Source organism: Stenotrophomonas sp. AG209 (assembly GCF_003550055.1).
In the GTDB taxonomy this organism is placed as follows: domain Bacteria; phylum Pseudomonadota; class Gammaproteobacteria; order Xanthomonadales; family Xanthomonadaceae; genus Stenotrophomonas.
Genome location: NZ_QXDB01000001.1, coordinates 658,557 through 671,907 on the forward strand (window position 1 = coordinate 658,557; position 13,351 = coordinate 671,907).

12 protein-coding genes are annotated in these 13,351 nt (G+C 68.2%); 4 read left to right on the plus strand and 8 right to left on the minus strand.

What is annotated here, in order from left to right; translation table 11 throughout:
* Positions 1–15: 15 nt before the first annotated feature.
* Positions 16–720, plus strand: a complete 705-nt coding sequence (locus DFO63_RS03040; RefSeq protein WP_049443363.1) for a DUF2968 domain-containing protein — start codon at positions 16–18, stop codon at positions 718–720.
* Positions 721–795: 75 nt separating this feature from the next.
* On the opposite strand, the gene DFO63_RS03045 is transcribed toward DFO63_RS03040, so the two are convergent.
* The gene (locus DFO63_RS03045; protein WP_119006416.1) at positions 796–1,182 is read right to left on the minus strand and encodes a hypothetical protein; all 387 of its coding nucleotides are present in this window, start codon (positions 1,180–1,182) and stop codon (positions 796–798) included.
* Between the two features lie 186 nt (positions 1,183–1,368).
* On the opposite strand from DFO63_RS03045, the gene DFO63_RS03050 reads away from it, so the two are divergent.
* On the plus strand, positions 1,369–2,193 hold the full coding sequence (locus tag DFO63_RS03050) for an alpha/beta hydrolase (RefSeq protein ID WP_119006417.1): 825 nt from the start codon (positions 1,369–1,371) through the stop codon (positions 2,191–2,193).
* Between the two features lie 104 nt (positions 2,194–2,297).
* Here the strand turns inward: DFO63_RS03050 and DFO63_RS03055 are convergent, their stop codons facing one another.
* From DFO63_RS03055 to DFO63_RS03085, 7 genes are all read right to left on the minus strand, one after another.
* A complete protein-coding gene (locus tag DFO63_RS03055) occupies positions 2,298–3,947 on the minus strand; it encodes an MFS transporter (RefSeq protein WP_049443360.1) in 1,650 nt (549 codons plus the stop codon).
* A complete protein-coding gene (locus DFO63_RS03060) occupies positions 3,941–5,224 on the minus strand; it encodes an alginate export family protein (RefSeq protein WP_119006418.1) in 1,284 nt (427 codons plus the stop codon). The genes DFO63_RS03055 and DFO63_RS03060 overlap by 7 nt, the downstream gene beginning before the upstream one ends.
* Entirely contained in the window at positions 5,203–7,050 is a 1,848-nt protein-coding gene (locus DFO63_RS03065) for an amidohydrolase (RefSeq protein ID WP_182474412.1), read from the minus strand. The genes DFO63_RS03060 and DFO63_RS03065 overlap by 22 nt, the downstream gene beginning before the upstream one ends.
* A gap of 119 nt (positions 7,051–7,169) precedes the next feature.
* Positions 7,170–7,595, minus strand: a complete 426-nt coding sequence (locus DFO63_RS03070; RefSeq protein ID WP_101765666.1) for a DoxX family membrane protein — start codon at positions 7,593–7,595, stop codon at positions 7,170–7,172.
* A gap of 2 nt (positions 7,596–7,597) precedes the next feature.
* Positions 7,598–8,254 carry a hydrolase gene (locus tag DFO63_RS03075; RefSeq protein WP_049422794.1) on the minus strand — a complete coding sequence of 219 codons (657 nt, stop codon included), beginning with the start codon at positions 8,252–8,254 and terminating at the stop codon, positions 7,598–7,600.
* On the minus strand, positions 8,251–8,667 hold the full coding sequence (locus tag DFO63_RS03080) for an AraC family transcriptional regulator (protein ID WP_233490782.1): 417 nt from the start codon (positions 8,665–8,667) through the stop codon (positions 8,251–8,253). Before DFO63_RS03080 ends, DFO63_RS03075 begins: the two co-directional genes overlap by 4 nt.
* A 77-nt stretch (positions 8,668–8,744) precedes the next feature.
* Positions 8,745–9,077, minus strand: a complete 333-nt coding sequence (locus DFO63_RS03085; protein WP_049443355.1) for a hypothetical protein — start codon at positions 9,075–9,077, stop codon at positions 8,745–8,747.
* 96 nt (positions 9,078–9,173) lie between these two features.
* Between DFO63_RS03085 and DFO63_RS03090 the strand changes: the two genes are divergently transcribed.
* Both DFO63_RS03090 and DFO63_RS03095 read left to right on the plus strand, forming a co-directional pair.
* Positions 9,174–12,203 carry a sensor histidine kinase gene (locus tag DFO63_RS03090; protein WP_119006420.1) on the plus strand — a complete coding sequence of 1,010 codons (3,030 nt, stop codon included), beginning with the start codon at positions 9,174–9,176 and terminating at the stop codon, positions 12,201–12,203.
* Complete coding sequence (locus DFO63_RS03095; RefSeq protein WP_049443353.1) at positions 12,196–12,849, plus strand: response regulator transcription factor; 654 nt, start codon at positions 12,196–12,198, stop codon at positions 12,847–12,849. Before DFO63_RS03090 ends, DFO63_RS03095 begins: the two co-directional genes overlap by 8 nt.
* Positions 12,850–13,351 lie beyond the last annotated feature (502 nt).

Here is a 13,351-nt window from a genome sequence, read left to right on the forward strand (position 1 = left end):
GTGGATGGTCTAGACATGCGAGAAACTTCAGGGGGCGCGGTCTTCGCCCGGCACGCGCGCAGCGCGGCAGTGCTGGCCGTGGCCATGATGCTGGTGGCACCGGCGGCGATGGCCGCACGTGGCGACCGTGAGCCTGCAGCCGAACCGGCGCGCAGCGCGCCGGTGGTGCGCAATACCGTGGACGAACTCAAGCAGTTGATGGATTCGCGCCAGCTGACCGAGCTGCGCACCACCTACAACGGCAACTACGGCGCCAGCCTGCTGTTCAATGCCAACACCCTGACCTACTACGTCGCCCTGTTCCAGGAGAAGAACTTCTGGCGGGTGATCAAGACCGATGCGGTGGACAACGCCGAACGTGTCTACCGCACCTTCGCGCAGCAGTCCGAGCAGCTGGCCCAGGTCTACATCGACACCACCCGCCTGGAAGCCGGCAAGCGCTACACCGAGCGCCTGGTGGCCTACAACGAAGAACGCCTGCGCACCCTGCAGCAGGAAATGGAGCAGCAGCAGGCGCAGTCGGCGCAGGTCAGCGCCGCCCTGCAGCAGGCCCAGCAGCAGGCAGTCAGCCTCAGCACCGATGTGCAGAGCACCAACAGCCAGCTGGATGCCCTGCAGCGCCGCATCCAGATCCTGCAGGCCGAACAGGGCAACCCGGAGTTGAGCCTGCCCAAGCCGGACAGCGTGCCCGCCCCGGCCGCCGCCAGCGACGGTCGCTGAAACCTGCACTTACGCTACTTCACGCAACGGCGCCCCAGGGCGCCGTTGTCGTTTTCGGCACTTCAGCAACTCACTTCACTGGCAGGCGCCGTAGACCGCGTCATCCAGCTGCCGGCGCTGCACGAAATCCAGCCGTCGGCGCTTGAGCAACTCCCGCTCGCGCTGCCGGCGCGCACGCTCGCAGGCCGCCGCATCCGTGCTGATCGTGATCAACGCGCCCTGCGCCCGGGTGGCACGCCGCGAGCGACGTGACGGCTTCGGTTGCGCGACTGCGGGAACCACCGCACCGCGGGACAATGACTGCTCCGCCGGGACCTCCCAGCGCCACGCCGCACGGCCCTGGCAGGGTGTCTGCTGGTAGACCGGATGCGGTCCATCCACGCATTTGTAGACGTTGGTCTGCGCCGGCGCGGCTATCGGCAACAGCAGGCACACCATCAGGGACCATCGCGTGGCGGGCATCCGGGCATTCCACAGGCAGGCTGCGGACATCCTCGGCGCGCGACTCCGGTCCCGCCAGAGCGGTATGCGTCACATCCTTTGCAATCCAGCACAGCGGTGCAAGTCCATCGCCGGCACCTGCGCTGTACTGCCGGAGGCACCGGCAGCCTGCCGATGCCTTCCCTCCCTTCCGCCAAGGAACCTGCAATGAGCAACTTCGTCACCGTCGCCGACGGCGCCCGCATCTTCTACAAGGATTGGGGCAACGGCCAGCCGATCGTGTTCGCCCACGGCTGGCCGCTGTCCTCCGATGCCTGGGACCCGCAGATGCTGTTCATGGGCCAGAACGGCTTCCGCGTGATCGCCCACGACCGCCGCAGCCACGGCCGGTCCAGCCAGACCTGGGACGGCAACAACATGGACACCTACGCCGACGACCTGGCTGCAGTGATCGAGGCGCTGGACCTGAAGGACGCGATCCTGGTCGGCCATTCCACCGGCGGCGGCGAAGTGGCCCACTACATCGGCCGCCACGGCAGCACGCGCGTGGCCAAGGTGGTGCTGGTCGGCGCCGTGCCGCCGCTGATGCTGAAGACCGCTGCCAACCCGGCCGGTACCCCGCTGGAGGTCTTCGACGGCATCCGCAAGGGCACCGGCGGCGACCGCTCGCAGTTCTTCAAGGACCTGACCACCCCGTTCTTCGGCGCCAACCGCGATGGCAACACCGTCACCCAGGGCATGCGTGATTCGTTCTGGCTGCAGGGCATGCTCGGTGGCGTCAAGGGCCAGTACGACTGCGTGCATGAATTCTCGGAAGTGGACTACACCGAAGACCTGAAGAAGATCGACGTGCCGGCACTGGTCGTGCACGGCGACGACGACCAGATCGTTCCGTTCGATGCCTCGGCCAAGCTGTCCTCGCAGATCATCAAGGATGCCGAACTGAAGGTATACCCCGGTGCCCCGCACGGCCTGACCGTCACCCACGCCGAGCAGTTCAACGCCGACCTGCTCGCATTCGCACGCAGGTGATGTGCTGCGGCGGCGCCACCCAGCGCCGCCGCACAAAAAGGGGACGGAGGGGATTAAGTCGTTTGTGCACAAACGACTTAATCCCCTCCGTCCCCTTTTTTGGGTCAGATATCGCTGTGGTGGTGTGGCACGCCGGTCTTCGGCAGCGGGTCGTGCCCGCCTACGAAGTGACGCACCACCGGTGCACGTTCGCCGCGATGCAGACCGCGCAGCACTTCCTGGATCGCCTTGTCGTCGGCGGTGATGCGTTCATGCTGGCGCAGGTGCTCCAGCCACGACGGGGTCACGAAATATTCCAGGTGGATGCCCGGGGTGGCCACATCCTCGACCACGCCCCAGACCACGGCGCCATCGCGGCGACGGATCGTGCCCAGTGCGCGCATCTGTGCCTGGAACGCGGCACGATCAGCGTCATCGATGCGGTACTCGATGGTCACCAGCACCGGGCCGCGATCGTTGGATACCGGTACCGACAGTTCGGGGGCCGGCCAATGCCCCGCCGGGCGCAGGTTCAGGTCTTCGGTACCAGCGATGCGCACGCGCCACACCAGCAATCCGCCGATCACCGCACCCGCGGCAGCCACCAGCAAGGCCAGTTCCGGCGAGGTGCGCTGTGCCAGCGCGCCCCAGCTCAGCCCGCCGGCGGCCATGCCGGCAGAGAACACCATGATGTACAACGCCAGCGCACGCGCACGTACCCATGCCGGCACCGCGGTCTGCGCGGCGATCTGCAGCGACGACAGCACGGTGATCCAGGCAAAGCCATTGATCAGCATCACCAGCGGCAGCACGTACCAGCTGCGGGTCAGCGCCAGGCCGACCAGGCTCAGGGCCAGCGACAAGGTGGCCAGCAGCACCAGCAGGTCACGATCCATCTGTGCGCGCAGCTTCGGCAGCAGCAACGCACCACCCACCGCACCGATGCCGATGCAGCCGAGCAGCATGCCGTACTGCCCCGCCCCGCCATGCATCTGCCCGCGTACCACCACCGGCAGCAGTGCATTCATCGCTGCGGCAAAGAAGAAGAAGCCGACCGACTTGATCAACACTGCCTGCAACCGCCCGGCGCGGCTCGCATAACGCAGGCCCGCCTTCAGGCCAGCACCGAACCCTTCCGGCGGCAGGCTGGACTGCTTCGGGTCGCGCTTCCAGCCCCACACCACGAACAGCATCGCGGCGAAAGTGATGGCGTTGAAGCCGAACGCCCAGACCGCGCCCAGCTGGGCGACGATCACGCCGCCGATGGCCGGGCCGATCGAGCGTGCGATGTTGATGCCGATCGAGTTCAGTGCCACCGCCGAAGCCAGCATCGGCTGCGGCACCAGTTCGGACACGATCGCGGCCTGCGCTGGCATCGCCATCGCCGCCCCGCAGCCCATGCAGAAGGTCAGCAGCACCAGCAGTTGGGGGGTCAGCATGTCCATCGCGGTCAGTGCCGCCATCACCGCCGCGACCAGCAGCATCCAGCCCTGGGTGGCCAGCAGGTACCTGCGGCGATCGACGATGTCGGCCAGGGTTCCGGCGGCCAGTGCCAGCAGCACGATCGGCACGGTGGTGGCCGACTGCACCAGGGCCACCATCAACGGTGAGCCGGTACGCTCGGCCATCACCCAGGCAGCGGCCACGTCATTGACCCAGGTGCCGATGTTGCTGGCCAGGATCGCCAGCCAGATCGAGCGGAACATCTGGATCTTCAGCGGGGACCAGGCGCCTGCGGCCTGTGCGGGGGGTTGCGACGCGGTTGCGTTCACCATTGCCATGCTCCAACGATCGAGGCGAACAACGTGTCCTGGCCACCGGCCTGCCTCAGTGCAGGCCCGGCATCGACCCAGGCCAGCTGCAGCTGCCATTGCCAGTGTTCGCTGGCCTGCCAGCGGGTTTCGGATTTGTACTGAGTACCGATGCGGCGCGCGCCGCCGGCGCTGCCCGGCAACGCCACCAGCGGTGCGGGCGTGGTGTAGACCGCATCCGCGCGACGATGCTTCCAGGCCATCTGTACGCCCAGTTCCGTCGTCACCGCGTCGTGCAGGCGCAGGGTCAGGGTCGGCTGGACGTCCATCAGGTTGGCCGGGGCCAGCAGGCTGGCCTCGCTGAAATAGGCCGACTTCGGGAACAGGGCGTTGAAGGTTCCCAGGCGGCCGTCATGCAGGTTGCCATCGCCACTGGCGACGTCGGCCTTCAGCCCCAGCCGCGGCTGCAGCGGCAGGTTCGTCCAGCGCCAGCCCGTATCGGTAGCCAGCGTCCAGGCGCGGATATCGAGCGTGCCGGCGGTCGTCCGCAGTTCACCGCCCTGCGCCACCAGCTCGCTGTTCCAGTCCAGTGCACCGGCCTGGCCGAACCAGCGCGTGCCCAGGGTCTGCCGACGTTCGGCACCGCTGCCTGCGGCGAAGCGCGCGCCGTCGCGGCGGTAGTCCAGCAGGTACAGATCCCACTGTCCCGCGCCCTGTCCACGCGCCGTGGTGGCATAGGCACCCCACAGATGGGCGCCGTGTTCGCCGCGATCATCGAAGGCGCCCGGCCGGTTCTCCACCGGACGCAGCGCCATCAGATCAAGCGTGCCCAGGCGACCTTTCCAGCCTGCACGTGCACCGTCGAACGCCAGGCGGATGTTCGGTCCATCGCGCACCGACAGCAGCCGTGAGCTGCCGTAGCCGGCTTCCTGCCGGCCCAGCTGCAGATGAAGGCCACCGTGCTGCCAGCGCCAGTACGCCTGCTGCACATCAAGCGCGCTGCGGTCGGTGCGGCCCGGGCCGCCGGCTTTGCCATTCTCAGCATGCACGCCCAGCTGCAGCTTTGCCTGCCAGGTCTCTTCCACATAGGTGGCCGAGGCCAGCGCGCGCAGCAGGCCATAGCCATCCTCGCCACCGCCAACGCCGAACCGGCTCGGGTCGTAGTACAGGCCACGCACGCGCAGCGACGCGTCCCATTGCAGTTCGCCGTCGCCCGCGTCACTGCAGTGACCGCCGTCGCAGGCCAGCGCCAGCGAGGGCACGGCCAGCAGCACCAGGCTCAGAACGCGAAACACGAGCATCCCATCGCGCCCCAGAACGCGGTCAGGTCGTCGGTGGGTGCAGCATGCCGGGCCGCATGGCCGTGCGCGCCGTGGGTGCTGCAGGCCACACCGTGATGGTGGTGATGCGCGGCGGCCAACCCGGTGGCGGTACCGCCGACATGGTAGCCACCAAACCTGTTGACCGGCGACCAGTTGGGCATCGCCGGCGGCAGCTGTGGCGCAAGCCCTGCATAGTCGGCGTCGGCATGCACGATGCGGCCGCCAACCACGGTCAACACGCTGGTGATGTCGGCGATCTGCGCATCATCCACGCGGAAGAAGTCGGCCGAAAGCAGGATGAAGTCGGCGAGCTGGCCGGCCTTCAGCGTGCCCTTCACCGCTTCGTCGCCGGAGAACCAGGCGCTGCCCTGGGTCCACAGGCGCAGCGCCTGCTCACGTTCGAGCAGGTTCTCATCGCCATACAGGGCCAGCCCGCCCACGGTGCGTCCGGTCACCAGCCAGGACAACGCCACCCACGGGTTGTAGCTGGCCACGCGGGTGGCATCGGTGCCGGCACCGACCGGCACGCCTTCGGCCAGCATGCGCTTGACCGGCGGCGTGTGCCGCGCCGCCTGCACGCCATAGCGCTCGACGAAGGCCTCGCCCTGGTAGGCCATGCGGTGCTGCACGGCGATACCGCCACCCAGCGCACGGATGCGTTCGATGTTGCGCGGGGTGATGGTCTCGGCGTGGTCGATGAACCAGTGCAGGCCATCGAACGGCACCTCGCGGTTGACCTGTTCGTACACATCCAGGATGCGGGTGATGCTCTCGTCGTAGGTGGCGTGTATGCGGAACGGCCAGCGCTTCTCGACCAGCAGCTTCACCACGTCATGCAGTTCGGGCTCCAGCTCCGGCGGCAGTTCCGGGCGGGGCTCGTTGAACAGTTCGAAGTCGGCCGCCGAGAACACCAGCATCTCGCCGGCACCGTTGTGGCGCAGCAGGTCATCGCCCTGGCGCGGCTGCAGGATCTCACTCCAGCCACGGAAGTCATCCACTTCCTTGCCCTTGTTCTGGGTGAACAGGTTGTAGGCGATGCGCACCGTCAGCTGGTCATCGCGATGCAGCTGCTCGATGACCTGGTAGTCCTCGGGGTAGTTCTGGAAGCCACCGCCGGCGTCGATCACCGAGGTGATGCCAAGCCGGTTCAGCTCGCGCATGAAGTGGCGCGTCGAGTTGGCCTGGTATTCGATCGGCAAGCGCGGGCCCTTGGCCAGCGTGGCGTACAGGATCAGCGCATTGGGCTTGGCCAGCAGCAGCCCGGTCGGGTTGCCCAGCGAATCGCGCACGATCTGCCCGCCCGGCGGATCCGGCGTGTCCTTGGTGTAGCCACAGGCGCGCAACGCCGCACGATTGAGCAGCGCCCGGTCGTACAGGTGCAGCAGGAACACCGGCGTGTCCGGCGCGATGTCGTTGAGCTCCTGCAGCGTCGGCAGGCGCTTCTCGTTGAACTGCGCGGCAGTGAAGCCACCGACCACACGGACCCACTGCGGTGCCGGGGTACGGTCGACCTGCGCCTTGAGCATCGCCATCGCGTCGGCCAGCGAACGCAGGCCGTCCCAGCGCAGCTCCAGGTTGTAATTCAGGCCACCGCGGATCAGATGGGTATGGCTGTCGTTGAGCCCGGGCAGCAGGCGCCGGCCCTGCGCGTCGACCAGGGTCGCTTCGTTGCCCCAGCCGCGCATGATCTCCTCGTCGCTGCCGACGGCAACGATGCGCCCGTCCTGCACGGCCAGCGCCTGTGCATGCGGCTGCTGAGGGTCGAGGGTGGTGATGCGGGCATTGCGGATGACCAGCGTGCTCATGCGACGCTCCTTGGAAGTGGAATCGAGTGCGGCACCGGCACGGCCGGCCAGGCCCAGCGCAACAGCGGCGCTGCCAGCCAGCACCACGTTGCGGCGGCCCTGATCGAGTGGATCGTGACTCATGCGAGGTCTCCTGGAAGGCGTTGGCCGTCCAGTGCCCAGGCGCCGGGCCCGGTCAGCGCGAGGGCCAGCAGTACCGTGGTCCACATCAACGGGTACTCGCTGCCACCGCGCATCCAGAACCAGCCCCTGGGCAGGGCCAACAGTACGGTGAAGCCGATGAAGGCGGCCGCCGCAAGCGCGGCGACACGGGTCTGCCAGCCCAGCAGCACGGCCAGCCCGGACAGCACCTGCAGCAGGGCCAGCAGCAGCGGCAGCGGAGCCACCGCTGGCAGGCCGAAGCCACGCAGCTCGGTGGCGAAGCCGCCCAGCCCCGGTCCACCAAACCAGCCGAACAGCTTGCCCAGCGCGTGCGGCAGCAGGAAGCCTCCTGCCGCCACGCGCAGCATCAGCAGGGCCAGGTCGAGGCCATGGCCAGCCAGCATGCTCAGTGCCCGCCTTCCTGCGCGCCGAACATGCGCTTGGCGTACTGGATGCCGATGCCATAGCCACCGGCGTGGTCGCGGGCGATGCCGGTGGTCAGCTCGTAGGTCTCACCCCGTGCCCAGTCGCGCTGCAGCTCAAGCAGGTACTGCACGCTGGTCATCGGCACCGCACCGGCCTGCACCATGCGGGTGATCGCACGCTCGTGGGCTTCTTCGCTGACATCGCCGCAGGCATCGGTGATCACGTAGACCTCGAAGCCCTGCGCCAGCGCCGACAGCGCCGGACCCACGATGCAGACGCTGGTCCACAGCCCGGCAACAACCAGGCGGCGCTTGCCGATGCGGTTGATCTCATCGATCACCGGCTGATCTTCCCAGGTATTCATCGAGGTGCGGTCGAACACCGTCTGGCCCGGGAAGATCTCCGGCAGTTCCGGGAACATCGGGCCGGAGAACGACGCTTCGGCAACGGTGGTCAGCAGTACCGGCACGTTGAAGCCCTTGGCGCCCTTGCTGATCAGCGACACGTTGTTGCGCAGCGCGGAGATGTCGATCGTGTGGGTGGCGAACGCCATCTGCGACTGGAAGTCGATCAGCACCAGGGCATGGTCGGTGGGCGACAGCAGGGCCGGGGCGGGCGTGGCGGTGGCAAGGCTCATGGTTGGACTCCGTTGGAAACATGATCAGGGGGAAGCAACAGCGCGGCATCACCGGCCAGGTACTGGCCGGGGCTGCAGCCGGTCTCCGCGCGGAAGCTGCGGACGAAATGGCTCTGGTCGAAGAAGCCCAGTTGCTGCGCCAGGCACGCCATCGGCAGCTGCGCGCCGGGCAGCAGTTGCCGCGCGCGCTCGATGCGACGACGACGCACATAACGCAATGGGCTGGCGCCGGTACCGGTGCGGAACAGGCGCACCAGGTGGAAGCGGCTGACACAGGCGGCCTGCGCCAGTTCGGTCACCCGCAACGGTTGTGACAGATGCTCGTCGACGTAGCGCAGGGCGCGCTGCAATGCCGCCGCCTGGTGCGGGGCCAGCGATGCAGCGGGCGAAGCCGGCGGGGAAACAGTGGCCATGTGGGGCGCCGCGAAGGGGTGGCCCATGGTGCGTGTGCGCCGGGCGATGCCCTACCCCCGTCGGTCGAGGCCGGCACCTACCCGAATGGGGGAGGTCGATGGCCGAGCCGGCGACGACCGAACAGCCGCGCATCCAGTGAATAGGCACCCGGGCCCAGCGCCAGCAAGGCCAGCGGCAACACCACCAGTGGCCACGGCAGTGCCTGTGCATACAGGCCCAGTGTTGCCGGCACTACCGCCAGCGGCGTCAATACGCCCAGCGCGAGCATCGCCACCGCCAGCAGGCACAGCGCCGACAGCCAGCCTGCATGCGTACCCGGCGTGCACAATGCGGCGGCCAGGCACAGCCGCAGCCACAGCAGGCCGATGCCCGGACCGCGGTCGGGGAACATCACGAACAGGCGCTGCATGGCCGGGCTCCAGAGGACATGCCGGCGTGATAGCCGACGGCGGCGCCCGCCGCCTACCCCGTTCGGGTCACCCCGGGCTGCCCCACACCTGCCAGAATGCGCGCCATGCGTGGCCGCCCCTTCCCGTTGCAACGTCGCCTGCGGACGCTGCTGACCTGCCTGCTGCTGTTGACCGCCCTGCCCGCCCTTGCCGTGCAGCGCCCACCGGTGAGCGGCGGGTTGCCCGATTACGAGCACACGGCCTGGCGCGTCGGCCAGGGCGCGCCCGGCGATATCTGGGACATCACCCAGGACCGGGACGGCCTGTTGTGGCTGGCCACCGGCTCGGGGCTGTACCGCTTCGACGGTCGTCGTTTTGAACGCCAGGCACCTCCCGCGGGCAGCCATTTCCCGTCCACCAACATGGTCACCCTTGCGCTGGGTCGCGACGATGCACTGTGGATCGGCTACTTCCAGGCCGGCATCAGCCAGTTCGCGCGCGGCCAGCTGCACAACTACGGCCGCGACCAGGGCGTGCCGGTGGGCGTGGTCCCGCACTTCAGCCAGGACCGTGACGGCCGGCTGTGGGCCGCGATCAATGGTGGACTACGCGAGTTCACTGGCCAACGCTGGCAGCCGCTGCCCACTGGCATGGGGGTGCCGGAACACCGCGTGCAATGGCTGCTGCACGACAGCCGCGGAAGGTTCTGGGTACTGGCCGACCTGAAGGTCTGGATGCGCGCGGCCGGCCAGGCAGCCTTCAAGGACACCGGCATCGCCGTCTCGCAGATGGCGACGCTGGCCGAAAGTCCGCAGGGTGAAGTGTGGCTGGCCGACCGCGTGCGCGGTACGTCGCCGCTCGCCAACGCGCAAGGCCTGCTGCCGGACAGCGAGCGCGAGGCACGGCGGTTGCCGGAGCTGGTGGCTGCGCGCCTGCAGTTCACTGCCGATGGCACGCTGTGGGCAACGATGAGCCCACATGGCGGTGTCGCCCGCGTCACCTTCGATGGTGGCCGCGCCGTGCGCATGGAGCGCTTCGATTCGCCACACGGGCTGACCGCCACCTCGGCCGTGCCGATCATCGTCGATCGCGAAGGCAATCTCTGGGTCGGCACCAATCTCGGCCTCAACCGCTTCCGCGCGCGCAGCGTGCACACGCTGGCGGCAGGTCCCAGTGATCCCTACCGCTCACTGGTGCGGGCCAGCGATGGGCATGTGTACGGCTATGGCGAAGACCTCAAGCCTTACGACCTCAGGCGAACCCTGCTCGATGGCAGTGCCACGCAGCTGCAGGCCGCCGCGCGCCAGGCACCCACCCCGATCTGGCAGTTCGACTGGGTCAACCTTGCACGCACCGTGGCCGGCCGCACCACGCGGATTCCGCTGCCTGCGCCCTTCACCGGGCAACCACTGCATGCCCTGCTGTTCCCCGACGACGAGCAGGCCTGGGTCTGCACCGGCGAACGGGGGGTGCTGCATTACCAGCACGACCAGTGGCAACGCGAACGCCGGCTGCCCGAACAAGCCTGCTCGTCGCTGGCACTGGATGCCAACGGCCAGCTGCTGCTCGGCTATGCAGATGGCCGGCTGCGCCGCATGGGGGCGACGCGCATCGAAACCTTCGACGCCAACCACGGCCTGTCGGTCGGGCCGATCACGGCGATACTCGATCATCAGGACCTGCTGCTGGTTGCTGGCGAGGCCGGGTTGGCCGTGCGCCTGGGCAATGGTCGGTTCGTCCAGGTGAGCACCGACATGGCCGGCGTCATGGAAGGCATCACCGGCATGGTCGCCGATGCAAAGGGCTACCTCTGGCTCAATGGCAGTCGTGGCCTGGTCCGGCTGGGGAGCGATCAGCTGCGGCGCGCCCTGCGCAGCGGGCAGCCGGTGACGCCGCGCCTGTTCGATGCAGTGGATGGCATGCCGGGCATCGCCCTGCAGAGCGGACCGATCGCCACCACCGCACTGGCCAACGATGGCCTGTTGTGGCTGGCCACCAACCAGGGCCTGGCCTGGCTGGACACCACCCGCTCGCACGTCAACACCATGGCGCCCAGCGTGCGCATCGGCGAAGTGCTGTATGGCAGTGAGCACGAGCCACTGCGCGATGGCCTGCGCCTTCCGGCCGGCACCAGCCAATTGCAGATCGATTACGTGGCGCTGTCGCTGGCGCGCCCGGAGCGCAACCGCTACCGCTATCGCCTGTCCAGCGTCGACGACGGCTGGCAGGATGCCGGCAGCAGCACCCGCGCGTATTACACCAACCTCGCACCGGGCAATTACCGGTTCGAGGTGGAAGCCGCCAATGAGGACGGCATCTGGAGCACCGCGCCGGCCAGCCGCAGCTTCCGCATCGCGCCCACCTTCATGCAGACCGTGTGGTTCAAGCTGCTGTGCGCGGCCGCGATCCTCGCGCTGCTGGCGATGGCGGTGCGCATCCGCAGCGGGCAGCTGGCGGCGTTGTTCCGCGCGCGCCTGCAGGAACGCCATGGCGAACGCGAACGCATTGCCCGCGACCTGCATGACACCCTGCTGCAGGGCAGCCAGGGCCTGATCCTGCGCCTGCACGCGATCAGCCAGTCGCCGCAGACCCCGGACATGGTGCGCAGCCAGCTGGAATCGGCGATGCAGCTGGCCGAACGCAACCTGGCCGAGGGTCGCGAGCGGGTCAACGCACTGCGCGACGGTCCTTTCGCGGGCCGCGACCTCGCTTCGGCGCTGGCCGATGTTCACGCCGAATACGCCGGGCACGGCACCAATCCGCTGCGCCTGACCGTGGAAGGCGCAACACCAGCGCTGCAGGCCGATGCCGCCGAGGAAGTGTTCCTGATCGGACGCGAAGCCATCCGCAACGCGTTGCGTCATGCCCATGCCAACGCCATCGAAGTGGAGCTGTCCTACGGCACGCGGTGTTTCCTGCTGCACGTGCGCGACGATGGCGTCGGCATCGACGACGAAAATGCCGGCCATGGCCATTGGGGCCTGCAGGGCATGCGTGAGCGTGCGCAGCGCCTCGGCGCCGAACTGCAGCTGTGGACCCGGCCCGGCCTGGGCACCGAAGTCGCGCTGGCGGTTCCTGCCCGGCGCCTGTATCACCGCCGTCCATCACGTTGGCGCTGGCCCTGGAGTAGAACCCACCATGACTGAGTCCCCTGCCCCGATCGGCGTGCTGGTGGTCGACGACCATCCGCTGCTGCGCGACGGCCTGGCGGCGCTGCTGGGCGCCCATTCCGACCTCCGCCTGCTCGGCGAGGCCGCCGATGGCGAGGAAGCCATCGCGCGCTACCAGCAGCTGCAACCGGACGTCGTGCTGATGGACCTGCAGATGCCACGCCTGGATGGCGTCGAGGCCATCGTGCGGATCCGCGCGATGGATCCGCGTGCACGCATCATCGTGCTGACCACCTACCGCGGTGACGTACGCGCGGTGCGGGCGCTGCAGGCCGGCGCCAGCGCCTACCTGCTGAAGGACATGCTGCGCCATGAGCTGGTCGATACCATCCGCATGGTGGCCGGTGGCCGGCGCGCACCGATACCCCCGGCAGTCGCTGCGAGCATCGCTGCACACGTGGTGGAGGACCGGTTGTCGCCCCGCGAGACCGAAGTGCTGCGGCATGTAGCCAGCGGGCTGTCGAACAAGCGCATCGGCGAGCGCATGCAGATTTCCGAGCAGACGGTGAAGGCGCACATGAAGAGCCTGATGGACAAGCTCGGGGTGGGTGACCGCACGCATGCAGTCACCCAGGCGCTACGGCGCGGGATCATCAGCCTGGACGACAGCGGTCACGATTAGGGGCTTGTTCGGCAGGGCTTGCAGCCCTGCACCCGCGGTAGTGCCGGCCGCTGGCCGGCAACCTCAACAGCAACAGCAGAAGCGTGCATTCCGTGGGATGGCGGGGCGGTGTCGGACTGCGGGGACGCCGTAAACCCATCCTTGGGGGCTTGGCCGCGGCATCCATGCCGCGGACACCCCGCACTCCGACACCGCCCCACCTCTGACAGATTCCGATGCCTGTTGGTAGGTGTCGACCTTGGTCGACACGGTAGATCCGCGCCATGCGTGGATGAAAGCTGTCAGGTATCGAAATACATCTGGGGTCAGTGCCGTTCCAACACACCGCAGCAAACTGTCGAAAGCGGGGTGGGTCCGGTTGCGGGGGCGTGAGCGCCATGGGCCCGAGGCATGCCTCGGGCGGGTTGGGCAGGACGCCCAACCCCGGTCTTGCCGTGTGCGCAGGACAGTGCACACGAGCAAGGCGCGACCGAGCCTCCATGGACGGATTCACGGCGTCCCC